The sequence below is a fragment of the Cupriavidus sp. CPT47-8839-RL05A genome (assembly GCF_058792255.1).
In genome coordinates, this window is the sequence record NZ_JBYTEG010000009.1 from 58,939 (window position 1) to 75,014 (window position 16,076).

The window sequence follows — 16,076 nt, forward strand, 5'->3', positions numbered from 1 at the left end:
AAACGTTCCTGACGGAGCGGTACATGCCTTTCGCCCTGCACGGCATCCCGGTCTCGCGCGGCGTCGCCATCGGTCGCGCGCACCTGCTTGCGCCCGCGGCGCTGGACGTGTCGCACTACCTGGTCGATGAAGACCAGCTCGACGCCGAGGTCGAACGGCTGCGCGCAGCGCGCGCCGCGGTGCGCGCGGAACTGGCCGCGCTCAAGCGCGACCTGCCGCGCGATGCGCCCGAGGAGCTGGGCGCGTTCCTGGACGTGCACGCGATGATCCTCGACGACGAGGCGCTGGCGCGCGAGCCCGAGGCCCTGATCCGGGGCCGCCGCTACAATGCAGAGTGGGCACTTACCACGCGCCTCGAAGAGCTGATGCGCCAGTTCGACGAGATCGAGGATGAATACCTGCGTGAGCGCAAGACCGATATCCGGCAGGTGGTCGAGCGCATCCTGAAGGCGCTGGCCGGGGCTCCGGTGCTGGTGCCCGCGCCGGTGCCGGCGCTGGCCGCCGACGGCGAGGCCGCGACCGGGGTGATCGTGGTGGCCCACGATATCGCCCCGGCCGACATGCTGCAGTTCCGCCATACCATCTTCCACGGCTTTGTCACCGACATGGGCGGGCGCACCTCGCATACCGCCATCGTCGCGCGCAGCCTGGACATTCCGGCCGCGGTCGGGGTGCAGAGCGCGAGCGAGCTGATCCGCCAGGACGACTGGATCATCATCGACGGCGATGCCGGGCTGGTGATCGTCGACCCGACCGCCATCATCCTGGAAGAATACCGCCACCGGCAGAGCGAGCGCGCGCTGGAAAAGAAGCGCCTGCAGCGGCTGCGGCATACCCCGGCGGTGACGCTGGACGGGCTGGAAATCGACTTGCTGGCCAATATCGAGATGGCCGAGGACGCCGGCGCGGCGCTGTCGGCCGGCGCGGTCGGCGTGGGCCTGTTCCGTTCTGAATTCCTGTTCATGAACCGGCGCGACGAGTTGCCGGGCGAGGACGAGCAGTTCCAGGCCTACCGCGGCGCGGTCGATGCCATGCACGGGCTGCCGGTGACCATCCGCACCATCGACATCGGCGCCGACAAGCCGCTCGATGCCCGCGGCGACGGCCGCGGCGAGGAATTCGAGACCGCGCTGAACCCGGCGCTGGGCCTGCGCGCGATCCGCTGGTCGCTGTCCGAGCCGGGCATGTTCCTGACCCAGCTGCGCGCGCTGCTGCGGGCTTCGGCCTTCGGCCCGGTGCGGCTGCTGGTGCCGATGCTGGCGCACGCCAGCGAGATCGACCAGACCCTGGCGCTGATCGCCAAGGCCAAGCGCCAGCTCGACGAGCGCGGCGAGGCCTACGACCCGGGCATGAAGGTCGGCGCCATGATCGAGATCCCGGCGGCGGTGCTGCTGCTGCCGCTGTTCCTGCGCAAGATGGACTTCCTGTCCATCGGCACCAACGACCTGATCCAGTACACGCTGGCGATCGACCGTGCCGACAACGCGGTGGCGCACCTGTTCGACCCGCTGCACCCGGCGGTGCTGCAGCTGGTGGCGCGCACCATCCGCGAGGCCAACCGCGCCGGCGTGCCGGTGGCCGTGTGCGGCGAAATGGCGGGCGACCCGTCCATGACCCGGCTGCTGCTGGGCATGGGGCTGCGCGAGTTCTCGATGCACCCGGCGCAGCTGCTGCGGGTCAAGCAGGAGATCCTGCATGCCCACTGCGAGCGGCTCGAGCCGCTGGTCGACCAGGTCCTGCAGGCCTTCGATCCCGAGGAGCAGGCGGCCGCCCTGCGGCAGCTGGCACGACCCTGAAGGCATCAGGGTTTTCTGATGCAGAAAGGCGGCTGGTGCAGCACTTCCGCAAGCCGGAAAGTGCCGCAAAAGCCGCCTTCTTTTTGCATCCTGTGGCGTCTACCCGACCTCTCCCAATGTGGCTTAATGGGAATTGTTATCATTATTGATCTCTGATATTCTGACGTTCATTCGCAGTGGCATGCCGGTGCCACGCGCCCCAACGGAGGGACTTGTGTACGTCTGCATCTGCAACCAGATCACCGATCGTGAGATTCACGGTGCTGCGCACCTGGGCATCGAAACCCTCGACGAACTGGCCGAAACGCTTGGCGTCGGCACCTGCTGCGGCCGCTGCCGCGAGTGCGCGCACCAGGTGTTGCAGGAAGGCGTGGCGGCGGTGCGCAACGTCACCGTGGCGACCCTCGCCAACATCCAGGTTGTGGAGATTTCTTCCTGTTCCGCGTCGGGCCCATGTACCATAATGGACACTCGGGACCCGGCAGTCGCGAACGACCAGCGCAAGGCGCTGGTGGCCTGAACGCGCCCATGAACTGAAGATCCAGTTCACGGCGCGCTTTTGCGCTTTTTCCTTTTTCACTGACTGCACGGCGCCATTGGCGCCGTTTCGTGTTTTTGCGCGGGCCCGATGCAACAGGAGCCGCCAATGAAAGGTGACAAGAAGGTCATCCAGCATCTGAACGCCCAGCTCAAGAACGAGCTGACTGCGATCAACCAGTATTTCCTGCACGCCCGCATGTATCGCCACTGGGGCCTGAAGAAGCTCGGCGACGTGGAGTACAAGGAATCGATCGGCGAAATGAAGCACGCCGACCGCCTGATCGAGCGCATCCTGATGCTGGACGGCCTGCCCAACCTGCAGGATCTGCACAAGCTGCTGCTCGGCGAAGACACGCCCGAGATGCTCAAGTGCGACCTGAAGCTCGAGCAGACCGCGCATGCCACCGTCAAGGAAGGCATCGCCTACTGCGAATCCGTGGGCGATTACGTCAGCCGCGAAATCCTGGTCGATATCCTCACCGATACCGAGGAACATATCGAATACCTGGAAACGCAGCTGGACCTGATCGACAAGGTCGGGCTGCAGAACTACCTGCAGTCGCAGATGGAGCCGGGCGAGCAATAAGCCGGTCTCCGGCGTGGCCGCTCTCGATGAGCGGCCGCCCCAGCGCGCGGCGCCGTTCGGCTCCGCCTTGTTGCTCGCCTGCAGGCAGTAACCCTTCTCATTCCGATTCCTGTTCTTTATCCAGGCGTCCCTGGCGGGCAAAGGCTCCTGTCCCGCCATGGCGCCGCGCAAATCTCACCCTATGACCAATGATGCGCCCTGACACCGCGGACTTCCGCACCCTGTTCCTCAGCGGCGTGGCCATGCTGGACGTGCGCGCGCCGCTGGAATTCGCACGCGGGGCCTTCCCCGGCGCGGTCAACCTGCCGCTGATGGATGATGCCGAGCGCCACGAGGTGGGCCTGTGCTATGCGCAGAAGGGCCAGCAGGCGGCAATCGAACTTGGCCACCAGCTGGTGGCCGGGCTGCGCAAGGCCGCGCGGATCGCGGCCTGGGCGGAGTTTGCGCGCGCGCATCCGGACGGCTACCTCTATTGCTTCCGCGGCGGGCTGCGCTCGCAGCTGGTGCAGCAATGGCTGCACGCGGCCGGTGTCGATTACCCCCGCGTGACCGGCGGCTACAAGGCCATGCGCGGCTTCCTGATCGAGACCACCGATGCCGCGGCGGCCGAGCAGCAGTGGTTCGTGCTGGGCGGCCTGACCGGCAGCGGCAAGACCGATGTGCTGGCCGATGTGCCCGCCGCGATCGACCTCGAAGGCCATGCGCGGCACCGCGGCTCGGCCTTCGGGCGGCGCGCGCTGGCGCAGCCGCCGCAGATCGATTTCGAGAACGCGCTGGCCATCGACGTGCTGCGGCATATTGACGCAGGCTGGCGCGCGCTGCTGGTGGAGGACGAGGGCCGCTTTATCGGCAGCCGCGACGTGCCGCAGGCGCTGACGCAGCGCATGCAGGCCAGCCCGCTGGTGTGGCTGGAAGCGTCGTTCGACGAACGCGTGGAGCGCGTGCTGCGTGACTATGTGCAGGGGCTGGCGGCGGAGTTCATTGCCGAGAAGGGCAGCACGGAAGGCTTCGAAGCCTACGCCACGCGCCTGCGCGAGGCCATGGCCGGGATCTCGCCGCGGCTGGGCGGTGCCCGCTACGGCAAGCTGTCGGCGTTGCTGGACCAGGCGCTGGCGCAGCAGGCGGAGCGGGGCGAGGTGGATCTGCACCGCGGCTGGATCGAAGTGCTGCTGCGCGAGTACTACGATCCGATGTACGCCTTCCAGCGCGAACAGCGCGAGGCGCGCATCGTCTTTCGCGGTGACCGCGCCGCAGTCACCGACTGGCTGCGGGCGCACACGGCGCAGCGCGACTAGTCTGCGGCTTCAGTGCCCGGCGCAGACCGGGCAATCCGGCGTGCGTGCCAGCCGCATCGTGGTCCATTCCATCGACAGCGCATTGACCATCAGCAGCCGGCCCGCCAGGCTCTCGCCGACACCCGCGAGCAGCTTGAGCGCCTCGGCCGCCTGCACCGTGCCGACCATGCCGACCAGCGGCGCGAACACGCCCATGGTGGCGCAGGCCACTTCCGGCGCGGGTTCGGCCGGCGGGAACAGGCAGGCGTAGCAGGGCGCGTCGGGCTGGCGCCGGTCGAACACGCTGATCTGGCCATCGAAGCGCAGCGCCGCGCCTGACACCAGCGGCACCTTGTGGCGCACGCAGACGCGGTTGACTGCCTGGCGCGTAGCGAAGTTGTCGCAGCAGTCGAGCACCACGTCGGCCGTGGCGACGAGCTGGTCAAGCTCTGCGTCGCCCACGCGCGCGGTCACCGTCACGATCTCCAGCCCCGGGTTGATGCGCAGCATGCCTTCGCGCGCCGAATCCACCTTGGGCCGGCCCACGTTGGCGGTGGTGTGGATGATCTGGCGCTGCAGGTTGGTCAGGTCGACTTCATCGTTGTCGACCACCGTGATGCGGCCCACCCCGGCCGAGGCCAGGAAGGGCAGCGCGGCTGCGCCCAGGCCGCCGGCGCCGATCACCAGCGCATGGCCGGCAAGCAGGCGCCGCTGGCCCTCGATGCCGAGCTCGTCCAGCAGGATGTGGCGCGAGTAGCGCAGCAGTTGTTCGTCGTTGAGGCCGTCGTCGCTCATGAGGTAATCCCTCGAGTGCTGAAGGGGAGGGCGGTTTTGGGTGCTCCAAAGCCGCCCGAGCTAGCCCAAGCAAGGTGTTCTCCCTCTCCCCTCAGGGGGAGAGGGTTGGGGAGAGGGGTGGACTGGCAAGGAACCACTTCAAGCGAAGCCAGGGGTGTTAACCCGCCGCCCTCAGCCTTTGACACTCCTGCCCTCTCCCCCTGCCCCTCTCCCGCAAGCGGGAGCGGGGAGCAAACCGGCAGCCTGACTAAAGCCCCAGGGTCTCAGGGTGCCTTGCCCGTCGGCGTGCCCAGCGGCTCGCCGATCGGGGCGCTGGCCGGCGGCTGCTTGCCGGGGGCCGGTGCCGCCGGCTTGGCTGCCGGTGCGCTGGCACCCTTGGCGCCGCTCTTGCCCGAGGGCTTTGCCGCCTTGCCGTTGTCGGCAGGCGGATTGGTTTCCAGCTTCGACTTGGAGCGCTTGACCGGCTGGCCGTTGAGCTGGGCGATGGCCTGCTGCAGCATGAAGTCGTCGGCCGTGCCGAATTCCACCGGCTTCTTGCGGCGATCCTTCTCGCGCTCTTCCGGCGTCTTCTTCGCGTTCTCTTCTTCCAGGCGGCGCAGCTCGTCCACGCGGCGCTGCTCGCGCTCGGTCATTTCCGGCTGTTCCGATTCCTGCTTGTTGTGCAGGTGGCGCTCGGTGTCGATCTCGCGCGTGATCAGCGCGTCGTCCGGATCGCCTTCGGGGTTCTGGTCGACCGGGATGTCCGGACGGATGCCCTTGGCCTGGATCGACTTGCCGCTCGGCGTGTAGTAGTACGCGATGGTCAGCTTGATGCCGGTGTCGTTGGTCAGCGGGCGCACGGTCTGCACCGAGCCCTTGCCGAAGGTGGTCTTGCCCATGATCTGCGCACGGTGATGATCCTGCAGCGCGCCCGCCACGATCTCGGAGGCCGAGGCCGAGTAGGCGTTGGTCAGCACCACCATCGGGATCTTCTTGTAGAGCGCGGGCAGGTCCTTGAGCGGATCGTCTTCCAGCGACGACAGGCGGTAGTTGTTGTACGTCGCCTTGTACACGCGCTTGGCATCTGGCACCTGGCCGTTGGTGGACACCACCGTGGCGTCTTCCGGCAGGAAGGCCGCGGCCACGCCGACCGCGCCCTGCAGCACGCCGCCGCCGTTGTTGCGCAGGTCCAGCACCAGGCCCTTCATGTTGGGGTTCTTCTGCGCCAGCTCGGCCAGCTTGCGGGACAGGTCGGCGATGGTGCGTTCCTGGAAGCTGGTCAGGCGGATCCAGCCGATATTGTTGTCCAGCATCTTGGCCTTGACCGACTGCACGCGGATCTCGGCGCGCGTGATCGAGACCGGGAAGGTGCGTTCCTCGCTCTTGCGGTAGATGGTCAGCGTGACCTTGGTGCCGGGTTCGCCGCGCATGCGCTTGACCGCCTGCTCCAGCGGCAGGCCGCGCACGGGCTTGTCGTCGATGCGGGTGATCAGGTCGCCCGGCTGGATGCCGGCGCGGAAGGCAGGGGTGTCCTCGATCGGGTTGATCACCTTGACCAGGCCTTCTTCCTGCGAGATCTCGATGCCCAGGCCGGCGAAGCGTCCGCGCGTGCCTTCCTGCAGTTCCTTGAAGTCTTTCTCGTCGAGATAGGATGAATGCGGGTCGAGGCTGGCGACCATGCCCTTGATGGCTTCGGTCAGCAGCTTCTTGTCATCGACCGGCTCCACGTACTCGCGCTTGATCTGCCCGAAGATATCGGCCATCAGCCGCAGCTGGTCAAGCGGCAAGGGCCCCGATGAATTCTGGGCGGTCGCCGAAATCTGCAGCGTGGCGAGCACGCCGGCGACGAGACCGACAGAAACTAGGCTGATGTTCTTGAGCGTCTTGCGCATGAGGGCTGCCTGAACGTGTACTCGAAGTACTGGTGTACGGTATGGGGATTATGCCGGCTGCGGCCGCCCGGCGCCGGGCGGTTTGTCCGACAGTATAAGTGCGAGTGGTGAAAAGGGCCTGTCCCGTCCCGGCTCAGGGTGGGCGGCCGCACATCCGCGCGCGGCCGCCCGGGCGGGCTTCAGCGTGCCTTGCCCTGGCTGGCCACGGCCGCCAGCGAGGCGGCGATGGCGTCCTGGTCACCCAGGTAGTAGTGGCGCAGGGGGCGCAGGTCGGCGTCCAGCTCATAGACGAGCGGGGTGCCGTTGGGGATATTGAGTCCGACGATATCGTCATCCGAGATCTGGTCCAGGTATTTCACCAGCGCGCGGATGCTGTTGCCATGGGCGGCAATGACCACGCGCTTGCCGGATTGGATGTCGGGGGCGATGGATTCGTTCCACAGCGGCATCACGCGGGCCACGGTGTCCTTCAGGCACTCGGTCAGCGGGATCTCATTGCGCGGCACATTGGCGTAGCGCGGATCGTCGTACGAGGCACGCGGATCGGTGGGCTCCAGCGCGGGCGGCGGCGTGTCATAGCTGCGGCGCCACACCAGCACCTGCTCGTCGCCGAACTTGGCGGCCGTTTCTGCCTTGTTCAGGCCGGCCAGCGCGCCGTAGTGGCGCTCGTTCAGGCGCCATTCGTTGCGCACCGGGATCCACATCAGGTCCATTTCATCCTGCACATGCCACAGCGTGCGGATGGCGCGCTTGAGCACCGAGGTATAGGCCACGTCAAAGCCCAGGCCGGCATCCTTGAGCAGCTTGCCGGCCTGGCGCGCCTGGTTGGCGCCGGTTTCGGTCAGGTCGACGTCGACCCAGCCGGTAAAGCGGTTTTCAAGGTTCCACGTGGATTCGCCGTGGCGGATGAGGACGAGCTTGTACATGCTGCTGCTTCCAGAGAGTAGGTAACCTGCATGCGTCCGCGCCGTCACCTGGAGGGGCTGATGAGTTCCTTTTGGACATCCCATGTCTCAGACAGGCGACAATGGCGGATGGCCATGCGACGGCAGGGCCTGGACGCCAAACCGCGTATTTTATAATGCCGCCGACCCAACCTACCGGAATGCCAACGTGAATTTCTTCGCCGACTACAACAACCTCGCTCTGATCGCCCTTGCCGTGGTCTCGGGCGGCCTGCTGGCCTGGCCCGCGATCTCGCGCAGCACCCGCGGCAAGACCGTCAATACGGCCACCGCGACCCAGCTGATCAACAAGCGCGGCGCGGTCGTGGTCGACATCCGCGAGCCCGCCGAGTATGCCAAGGGTCACCTGCCGCAAGCCAAGAGCGCGCCGCTGGCCGACCTGCCCTCGCGCGCGGCCGGCCTTGCAAAGGACAAGGCTGCCCCCATCATCGTCGTATGCCAGACCGGCCAGCGCTCGGGCAAGGCCCAGGCAGCGTTGAAGGAAGCCGGTTACAGTGAGATCTACGCGCTCGAGGGCGGCATCGCCGCCTGGCAGCAGGCAGGCCTGCCGCTGGTGAAGTAATCCCGGGCAGCACCGCCATATCCGTCACAGCGCGCGCGCCCGGCCAGGCCGGGCCGCGCGCGCATTGCAGTCAAGGAGAACCCGCATGGCCCGTGTCGTCATGTACAGCACCGTGGTGTGCCCGTATTGCCTGATGGCTGAACGCCTGCTCAAGTCCAGGGGCGTGGAAACGATCGAGAAGATCCTGATCGACCGCGAACCGGGCAAGCGTGAAGAGATGATGGCCCGTACCGGTCGCCGCACCGTGCCGCAGATCTACATCGACGAGACCCACGTGGGCGGCTTCGACGACCTCTCGGCGCTGGACCGCCAGGGCGGCCTGGTGCCGTTGCTGGCCGCCTGAGCCGGTTGCGCCGGCGCTGGCGCGGAATCGTCTGATTCCGCGCCGCGCTGGTTCCGGCATACCCCGGCGCGGGTGAATTCGCCACCCGCGTCATGTACCATATGCGTTTTCCAAGCGGGCACCGGCCAGCCTTGCACGACGCAAGGACTGCGGCCGCCGCGCCCGATGCACATCCAGCCCATCCTCCCGGAAGCCTTTCATGAGCGACCAGCAAAACACCCAGCAGGACGATCAACCCTTCTTCAACATCCAGCGCGTCTACCTGAAAGACATGTCGCTGGAGCAGCCCAATTCGCCCGGCATCTTCCTGGAATCGGAAGCCCCGTCGGTGGAGGTGCAGGTCAACGTCGGCGCTTCGCAGCTGCAGGAAGGGATCTTCGAGGTGGTGGTGACGGGCACCGTGACGACCAAGGTGCAGGACAAGGTTGCCTTCCTGGTGGAAGCGCACCAGGCCGGCATCTTCGATATCCGCAACGTGCCGGTGGAGCAGCTGGACCCGCTGCTGGGCATCGCCTGCCCGACCATCCTGTACCCGTACCTGCGCGGCAATATCGCTGACGTGATCACCCGCGCCGGCTTCCAGGCCATCCACCTGTCGGAAATCAACTTCCAGGCGCTGTATGAGCAACGCCTGCAGGCCGCCATGGAAGAAGCCCAGGGTGCCGAAGGCGGCAACAGCGGCATCGTGATGCCCGACGGCAGCCAGGCCCGCCACTGATTCCGGCGTCCTGAGCCATCATCGGAAACGGGGCTGCGGCCCCGTTTTGCCTTTGGGCTACCATCGACTGCGTCCATCCTCGGATCGAGCTGCCATGAAACTGACCTTCCTCGGTGCCGGTGCCTGGGGCACCGCCCTCGCCAGCCATGCCGCGGCCACCAATGACGTGGTGCTGTGGGGGCGCGACCCCGCGCAACTCGCGGCCATCGCGGCCACGCGTGAGAACGCCGCCTACCTGCCCGGCGTGACGCTGTCCGAGAGGCTGGCGGTGCAGGCAGACTTCGAGCAGGCCGTGGCGCATGCCGCCGACGATGCCGACGGCATCGTGGTGGTGGCCACGCCGGTGGCGGGCCTGCGCGAGATGACGCGCCGGCTGGCCGCGCGCGGCGCCAGGCCGGTGTCGATGCTGTGGCTGTGCAAGGGCTTCGAGTCCGGCACCCACCTGCTGCCGCACCAGATGGTGCGGGCCGAACTCGACGCCGCCGGGCGCACCGAGGGCTTTGCCTACGGCGTGCTGACCGGCCCCAGCTTCGCGCGCGAGGTGGCGCTGGGGCTGCCGTGCGCGCTGACCGTGGCGGGCAACGAGCCGTCGCTGGCGGAGCGCGCGCAGGCGGCCTTCCACCATCATGCGATGCGCATCTACGGCAGCGACGACCTGACCGGCGTGGAAGTCGGCGGTGCGGTCAAGAACGTGCTGGCCATTGCCACCGGCGCCAGCGACGGGCTGGGCCTGGGCCTGAACGCGCGCGCCGCGCTGGTGACGCGCGGGCTGGCCGAGATGACGCGCCTGGGGCTGGCGCTGGGCGGGCGGGTCGAGACCTTCATGGGCCTGGCCGGCGTGGGCGACCTGATCCTGACCGCCACCGGCGACCTGTCGCGCAACCGCAAGGTCGGCCAGCAGCTGGCGGCGGGGCAGAGCCTGGAGCAGATCCTGGCCGGTCTGGGCCACGTCGCCGAGGGCGTGCGCTGCGCCCAGGCCGTGGCAGAGCTGGCCTCGGCTAACGGTGTCGAGATGCCGATCGCCCGCGCGGTCTGCGCGGTGCTGTTCGACGGGCTGAGCGCCGCCGATGCGGTGGCGCAGCTGCTGCAGCGCGACGCGCGCGACGAATGATGACTCGCGTATCCACCTTCTGATCCTCCGCACCGCATGCCCACACGACGACAAGCGCTGATCGCGCTGGCTGCCGCCTGCGCCGCCGGGACTTCCGGCAGCGTCTTCGCCCAACCCTGGCCCGCGCGCCCGGTCCGCATGGTGGTGCCGTTCCCGCCGGGCTCATCGCCCGACCTGATCGCGCGCATCGTGACCGAAAAGCTGGCCGCCGCGCTGGGCCAGCCGGTGGTGGTGGAAAACCGTCCCGGCGCCGGCGGCAATATCGGCACCGGCATGGTGGCGCGCGCCGCCCCCGATGGCTATACGCTGCTGTTCACCATCAACGGCCCGCTGGTGACAGCGCCGACGCTGTCGCGCAACCTGAACTACGACCCGTTCCGCCAGCTGGCGCCGGTCACGCTGGTGGCGACCTCGCCCAACGTGCTGGTGGTGGATGCACGCCTGCCGGTGCACAACCTGCGCGAGTTCGTCGCGCTGGCCCGGTCGAAGCCGGCCGAGCTGAACTATGGCTCGCCCGGCAACGGCAGCGCCTCGCACCTGGCGATGGAGCAACTCAAGGCGATGGCGGGCATCGACCTGCAGCACGTGCCATACCCCGGCTTCCCGCAGATCACCACGGCGATGGTGGGCGGGCAGGTGCAGGCGGGCTTCATGGTGCCGGCGATCGCGATGCCGCAGGTCAACGCGGGCAAGCTGCGCGTGCTGGCCGTGACCACGACGGGGCGCACGGCGGTGTTGCCGTCGGTGCCGACGGTGGCGGAATCCGGCTACCCGGGCTTCGAGGCGATTTCCTGGCAGGCGGTGCTGGCGCCGGCGGGCACGCCGCAGGCTGTGATCGACCGGCTCTACCGCGAGCTGGTGGCGATCATCGGCAGCGCCGACGTGCGCGACAAGATGCGCGCGCAGTATTTCGTGCCGGCCGGCACCGCGCCGGCCTCGCTGCGCCAGACCATGGTGAGCGAGAAGGCGCGCTGGGACAAGGTGATCCGCGCCGCCGGCGTGCAGCCGGAGTAGGCACTGGCCGGGCGGCTCAGCTGCCGCCTTCGAACCCGTTCTGGCGCCACGCCTCGAACACCACCACGGCGACCGTGTTCGACAGGTTCAGGCTGCGGTTGTCGGGCCGCATCGGCAGTCGGATGCGCTGCGCGGCCGGGAACCAGTCGCGCCGCTCCGGCGATAGCCCGCGTGTTTCGGAACCGAACACGAACCAGTCCCCGGGGCGGAACGCCACCTGGCCGAACGGTGTCGAGCCGCGCGTGGTCAGCGCGAACATGCGCGCCGGGTCGGGCTGCTCGCTGGCCATCAGCGCGTCCCAGCTTTCATGCACGCGCATGGTGGCGTACTCGTGGTAATCCAGTCCCGCGCGGCGCATGCGCGCGTCTTCCAGCGGAAAACCCAGCGGTTTGACCAGGTGCAGCTGCGCGCCGGTGTTGGCGCACAGGCGGATCACATTGCCGGTATTGGGCGGGATTTCCGGTTCGACCAGGACGACGTTGAACATGATGCGGGGGATGGCGGGCGCACTGCGCCTTTCGTCAGAACGGTGCGCAGCTTACCGCGCGCACCGGCCACTGTCATCCAAAGCTACGGCGTGCGCAGCGCGACGATCACGCTGACGCGGGCCGCGCCATGCGCCTTGAGCACGCCGGCGGCCTCGTGCAGGGTGGCGCCGGAGGTCATCACATCGTCCACCAGTGCCACGTGCAGGCCGTCCAGCCGCGCGGCGCGCGCCAGCCTGAAGGCGCCGCGCAGGTTCACCTGACGGGCGGCCAGGTCCAGCGCACTCTGGCTGCCGGTGTCGCGCTGGCGCTGCAGCAGCACCGGGTCGGCGCGCAGTCCCAGGTGGCGCGCCAGCGGCCGCGCGATTTCCCAGGCTTGGTTGAAGCCGCGCGCGGCCAGCCGCTGCGGCGACAGCGGGATCGGCGCCAGCAGGTCGGGCGCGGGCTGTCGGGCCCAGGCCCCCTGCAGTCCTGCGGCCAGCCTGGCCGCGAGCCAGCCCGCCAGCGGCAGGGCGTGGCCGAACTTGAGCGCCAGCACCAGCTGGTCCTGCGGCGAAGCGTAGTCGCCCAGCGTGTGGGCTTGGTCGTAGGCCGGGGGCGATGCCGCGCAGGCCGGGCAGTGGAAGTGGCGCCCCAGCGCCAGCGCGCAGGCGGGGCAGCGCCGCACCGGGCGCAGCAAGTCGGCGGCACAGGGCGCGCAGACCACCTGCCGCTGCACCGCGCCGCACAGCGCGCAGGCGCTCGGCAGCAGCAGTTCGCCGGCGCCGGCCAACACCTTGCCGGCGGCGCCGGCAGCCAGCGCGGCGCGCGCGTATACTTGCCGTCCGGCCGCGGCCCATCGGGCGCGGCGGCCGCGTTCATCCGGCGCCCGGGCCTGATCCTGTATCTGTCCCCGCGCCGGTTCCTGGTTTTCTTGCTGCCCTGTCTGCCCGTGTCCCTGCATGCCGCTGATTCCCCCGATGCCTTCCTGCCGCCCGCGCGCCTGACCCGGCTCGCCTTCGACCGGCGCAGCCGCGGCTTCGGCCAGCTGGACTTCCTGCTGGGCGAGATCGGCCGCCGCATGCAGGAGCGCATGGAAGTGATCCGCCTGGCGCCGCAGCGCGCGCTGGATATCGGCTGCGGCCACGGCCAGGGCCTGGCCGGGCTGCGCGCGCGCTTCCCGGATGCGCAGATCGCCGGGCTGGACATCTCCGGCGCGATGCTGGCCGAGGCCGGCCAGCGCGACCCGCAGCGCCGGCCCGGCTGGATCGGCCGCATGCTGGGCAAGCGGCCGCTCTTTGACCTGGTCCAGGGCGATCTTGCCACACTGCCTTTTGCGCCCGCGAGCTTCGACCTGCTGTGGTCCAACCTGGCGCTGCACTGGCATCCGGAGCCGCACCGCGTGTTTCCGGAGTGGCACCGCGTGGCGCGGGACGAAGGTCTGGTGCTGTTCTCGCTGTTCGGCCCGGATACCCTGAAGGAGCTGCGCGCGGCCTTTGCCGAAGTCGACCAGGCACCCCATACGTTGCGCTTTGTCGACATGCACGATATCGGCGACATGCTGGTGCACAGCGGCTGGTCCACCCCGGTGATGGACATGGAGGCGCTGACCGTGACCTACGAGTCCCCCGCCACGCTGCTGCGCGAGGTGCAGGCCTTCGGCGGCCTGCGCGGGCCGGCCGGGGCGCTGCCGCAGGGCCTGCGCGGCCGCGGCTGGTACCAGGCGCTGGCGCAGGCGCTGGAGCGCCGGCGCAACGCCGACGGCGTGATCCCGCTGACCTTCGAGATCGTCTACGGCCACGCCTGGAAGCTGGCCCCGCGTGGCGGCCAGGCGCTCGACGACCAGGGCCGCGCGGTGGTGCCGCTGGACCAGATCGGCCGTGCAAGGCCGCGTCGGACAAGTTAAAACAGAGTTAACTTGCGCCGGTGCGGAATTGCCGCAAACATAGCGCCGGCGCGGCGGGCAGGGCGATGGCGGGGCCCTTCCCTATGCACAGAATCAAGCGGCGCGCAAGCCGTCCGGTCAAGGCGCGCCCTTGTCCGTGTATGGGAAGCGCCCTATAATGCGCCAGTTTGTCGCAGTGGTCCCCTGGCACAAGAACGTCCTGGTTTTGCACTTGCACTGTGCGGCCCGGACGCCATCGTCCCGGGTGTGCATCCGATGCAGAGTGGTTGGCGATGCAAGACTTGGGTATCGCATTCCAGACGGCAGGTGGTGACTCCGGCGGAAATCTCGACGGACCTCCCCCCGCGCCCCACGACTGGCTGATGAAGCGGAATTGCTCGCTGAGTCCACGCCAGGTCGGCTGGTTTTACCTCTCGATCCTCACGGTTTCGCTTGCCATCGCGTTGTTTTTCGCGTGGCAAGGGTCCTGGCTCGTGCTGCCGTTTGCCAGCATCGAGCTGATCGGGCTGGGGATCGCGCTGCTGGTGTATGCGCGCCATGCGACAGACTATGAGCGCGTCAGCATTACCGACGGCATGCTGGTCGTGGAGACAGCCAGCGGCACAAAGGTGACGCGCCAGGAATTCAACCCGCGCTGGGTGCGGGTCGAACTGGGTGAATCGTTCCGCGCGCTGGTGACGCTGCGCTCGGGCGGACGTGAGGTACAGGTGGGGTGTTACGTGGACCCGTACCGGCGACGCAAGTTCGCGCAGGAGCTCGCAGCGGCCTTGCGCCGCCTCTGAGAGGCGGCGGTGGCGGCGGCGGGGACAGATTTGAATCTGTAAATTGGGTAGATAACAAATGAAAATGTGGAAGAAGGCATCCGCAGTTTGTCTGGCCGGCGCGTCCCTGCTTGCCAGCCAGGCGGCGTCCGCGGTCAGCGACATGCCGGGCGGCCCCGCCGTGCGCCAGCTCAACCTGACCGAGCCGGTAACCAAGATCGCCGAACAGATTCACTGGCTGAACTGGATGATGTTGATCATGTGCACGGTGATCTTCATCGCGGTATTCAGCGTGATGTTTTATTCCGTCTTCAAGCACCGCAAGGCCAAAGGTGCCAAGCCGGCTGCCTTCCACGAGAGCATCACGGTCGAAGTGATCTGGACCATCGTCCCGTTCATCATCGTGATCGCGATGGCCCTGCCGGCGACCAAGACCGTGGTGGCGATGAAGGACACCACCAACTCCGACATCACCATCAAGGCCACCGGCTACCAGTGGAAGTGGGGCTATGACTACCTGAAGGGCGAAGGCGAAGGCATCTCCTTCGTGTCGACCCTGACCACCCCGCGCGAGCAGATCAACAACGAGCAGCCCAAGTCGAACACCTACCTGATGGAGGTGGACAACGAGCTGGTCGTGCCGGTCAACAAGAAGATCCGCATCGTCACCACCGCCAACGACGTGATCCACGCCTGGATGATCCCGGCCTTCGGCGTCAAGCAGGATGCGATCCCCGGCTTCGTGCGCGACACCTGGTTCAAGGCCGAGAAGATCGGCGTGTACCGCGGCCAGTGCGCCGAGCTGTGCGGCAAGGAACACGCCTTCATGCCGATCGTGGTGCGCGTGGTTTCGGACGCCGACTACACCAAGTGGGTCGACGGCAAGAAGAAGGAGCTGGCGGCCAAGGCCGACGATCCCAACAAGACCTGGACGCTGGACGAGTCGAAGGTGCGTGGCGAGAAGGTCTACGCCGCCAACTGCGCGGTCTGCCACCAGCCCAACGGCAAGGGCGGCGGCGCCTTCCCGGCGCTGGACGGCTCCAAGCTGGTCAATGGCCCCAAGGCCGGCCAGATGCACATCATGATGGAAGGCAAGGGTGCCATGCCGTCGTGGAAGCAGCTCTCGGACACCGAGCTAGCCGCGGTCATGACCTACACGCGCAACGCCTGGAGCAACAAGACGGGTGAAGTGGTCCAGCCGAGCGACTTCGTGGGTGCCCGTGCGGGCAAGTTCCCCGAGGGCGGCGGCGCGGCAGGCGGCGCGGCGCCGAAGGCCGAAGCCAAGCCGGCCGACAAGGCTGACAAGCAGGCCAGCCTCGCGGGCAACCGCGTCGCGGGCTGACCCGCTGAAGACAGAACAGGATTAGAGG

The 16,076-nt window shown here is 68.0% G+C and carries 17 protein-coding genes; 12 read left to right on the top strand and 5 right to left on the bottom strand.

Annotation, left to right across the window (positions count from 1 at the left end):
- Nucleotides 1–23: 23 nt before the first annotated feature.
- The 4 genes from ptsP (at nucleotide 24) to mnmH (ending at nucleotide 4,217) form a co-directional block, all read left to right on the top strand.
- Complete coding sequence (gene ptsP, locus AC3WVS_RS12785) at nucleotides 24–1,796, top strand: phosphoenolpyruvate--protein phosphotransferase (protein ID WP_492318924.1); 1,773 nt, start codon at nucleotides 24–26, stop codon at nucleotides 1,794–1,796.
- Nucleotides 1,797–2,010: 214 nt separating this feature from the next.
- Nucleotides 2,011–2,316 (top strand): (2Fe-2S)-binding protein, encoded by a 306-nt coding sequence (locus AC3WVS_RS12790; RefSeq protein WP_010814836.1) that lies wholly within the window; start codon nucleotides 2,011–2,013, stop codon nucleotides 2,314–2,316.
- A gap of 126 nt (nucleotides 2,317–2,442) precedes the next feature.
- The gene (gene bfr / locus AC3WVS_RS12795) at nucleotides 2,443–2,922 is read left to right on the top strand and encodes a bacterioferritin (protein ID WP_010814835.1); all 480 of its coding nucleotides are present in this window, start codon (nucleotides 2,443–2,445) and stop codon (nucleotides 2,920–2,922) included.
- A 191-nt stretch (nucleotides 2,923–3,113) separates the two neighbouring features.
- Nucleotides 3,114–4,217 (top strand): tRNA 2-selenouridine(34) synthase MnmH, encoded by a 1,104-nt coding sequence (gene mnmH / locus AC3WVS_RS12800; protein WP_492319068.1) that lies wholly within the window; start codon nucleotides 3,114–3,116, stop codon nucleotides 4,215–4,217.
- A 9-nt stretch (nucleotides 4,218–4,226) separates the two neighbouring features.
- Here the strand turns inward: mnmH and AC3WVS_RS12805 are convergent, their stop codons facing one another.
- From AC3WVS_RS12805 to gpmA, 3 genes are all read right to left on the bottom strand, one after another.
- Nucleotides 4,227–4,991 carry a HesA/MoeB/ThiF family protein gene (locus AC3WVS_RS12805; protein ID WP_492318925.1) on the bottom strand — a complete coding sequence of 255 codons (765 nt, stop codon included), beginning with the start codon at nucleotides 4,989–4,991 and terminating at the stop codon, nucleotides 4,227–4,229.
- Nucleotides 4,992–5,254: 263 nt separating this feature from the next.
- Nucleotides 5,255–6,862 (bottom strand): S41 family peptidase, encoded by a 1,608-nt coding sequence (locus tag AC3WVS_RS12810; RefSeq protein WP_010814832.1) that lies wholly within the window; start codon nucleotides 6,860–6,862, stop codon nucleotides 5,255–5,257.
- A gap of 179 nt (nucleotides 6,863–7,041) precedes the next feature.
- Complete coding sequence (gpmA, locus tag AC3WVS_RS12815; protein ID WP_492318926.1) at nucleotides 7,042–7,788, bottom strand: 2,3-diphosphoglycerate-dependent phosphoglycerate mutase; 747 nt, start codon at nucleotides 7,786–7,788, stop codon at nucleotides 7,042–7,044.
- Between the two features lie 187 nt (nucleotides 7,789–7,975).
- On the opposite strand from gpmA, the gene AC3WVS_RS12820 reads away from it, so the two are divergent.
- The 5 genes from AC3WVS_RS12820 to AC3WVS_RS12840 all read left to right on the top strand — a co-directional run bounded on the left by AC3WVS_RS12820 (nucleotide 7,976) and on the right by AC3WVS_RS12840 (nucleotide 11,575).
- A complete protein-coding gene (locus AC3WVS_RS12820) occupies nucleotides 7,976–8,389 on the top strand; it encodes a rhodanese-like domain-containing protein (protein WP_010814830.1) in 414 nt (137 codons plus the stop codon).
- Nucleotides 8,390–8,474: 85 nt separating this feature from the next.
- Nucleotides 8,475–8,732 (top strand): glutaredoxin 3, encoded by a 258-nt coding sequence (gene grxC / locus AC3WVS_RS12825; protein WP_492318927.1) that lies wholly within the window; start codon nucleotides 8,475–8,477, stop codon nucleotides 8,730–8,732.
- Between the two features lie 199 nt (nucleotides 8,733–8,931).
- Nucleotides 8,932–9,450: a protein-export chaperone SecB gene (secB, locus tag AC3WVS_RS12830; protein ID WP_010814828.1), complete on the top strand. Its 519-nt coding sequence runs from the start codon at nucleotides 8,932–8,934 to the stop codon at nucleotides 9,448–9,450.
- Between the two features lie 94 nt (nucleotides 9,451–9,544).
- On the top strand, nucleotides 9,545–10,561 hold the full coding sequence (locus AC3WVS_RS12835; protein WP_492318928.1) for an NAD(P)H-dependent glycerol-3-phosphate dehydrogenase: 1,017 nt from the start codon (nucleotides 9,545–9,547) through the stop codon (nucleotides 10,559–10,561).
- Nucleotides 10,562–10,597: 36 nt separating this feature from the next.
- Nucleotides 10,598–11,575, top strand: a complete 978-nt coding sequence (locus AC3WVS_RS12840; RefSeq protein WP_492318929.1) for a Bug family tripartite tricarboxylate transporter substrate binding protein — start codon at nucleotides 10,598–10,600, stop codon at nucleotides 11,573–11,575.
- A gap of 16 nt (nucleotides 11,576–11,591) precedes the next feature.
- On the opposite strand, the gene trmL is transcribed toward AC3WVS_RS12840, so the two are convergent.
- Together trmL and AC3WVS_RS12850 are read right to left on the bottom strand one after the other, a co-directional pair.
- A complete protein-coding gene (gene trmL, locus AC3WVS_RS12845) occupies nucleotides 11,592–12,062 on the bottom strand; it encodes a tRNA (uridine(34)/cytosine(34)/5-carboxymethylaminomethyluridine(34)-2'-O)-methyltransferase TrmL (protein ID WP_492318930.1) in 471 nt (156 codons plus the stop codon).
- Nucleotides 12,063–12,145: 83 nt separating this feature from the next.
- Nucleotides 12,146–13,003: a ComF family protein gene (locus AC3WVS_RS12850; RefSeq protein ID WP_492318931.1), complete on the bottom strand. Its 858-nt coding sequence runs from the start codon at nucleotides 13,001–13,003 to the stop codon at nucleotides 12,146–12,148.
- Here AC3WVS_RS12850 and AC3WVS_RS12855 point away from each other — a divergent pair.
- The 3 genes from AC3WVS_RS12855 to coxB all read left to right on the top strand — a co-directional run bounded on the left by AC3WVS_RS12855 (nucleotide 12,992) and on the right by coxB (nucleotide 16,048).
- Nucleotides 12,992–13,945, top strand: a complete 954-nt coding sequence (locus AC3WVS_RS12855) for a methyltransferase domain-containing protein (RefSeq protein ID WP_492318932.1) — start codon at nucleotides 12,992–12,994, stop codon at nucleotides 13,943–13,945. The genes AC3WVS_RS12850 and AC3WVS_RS12855 overlap by 12 nt on opposite strands.
- A 272-nt stretch (nucleotides 13,946–14,217) precedes the next feature.
- Nucleotides 14,218–14,727, top strand: a complete 510-nt coding sequence (locus tag AC3WVS_RS12860) for a DUF2244 domain-containing protein (protein WP_492319069.1) — start codon at nucleotides 14,218–14,220, stop codon at nucleotides 14,725–14,727.
- A gap of 58 nt (nucleotides 14,728–14,785) precedes the next feature.
- Entirely contained in the window at nucleotides 14,786–16,048 is a 1,263-nt protein-coding gene (gene coxB / locus AC3WVS_RS12865; protein WP_492318933.1) for a cytochrome c oxidase subunit II, read from the top strand.
- The last annotated feature ends 28 nt before the right edge of the window (nucleotides 16,049–16,076 follow it).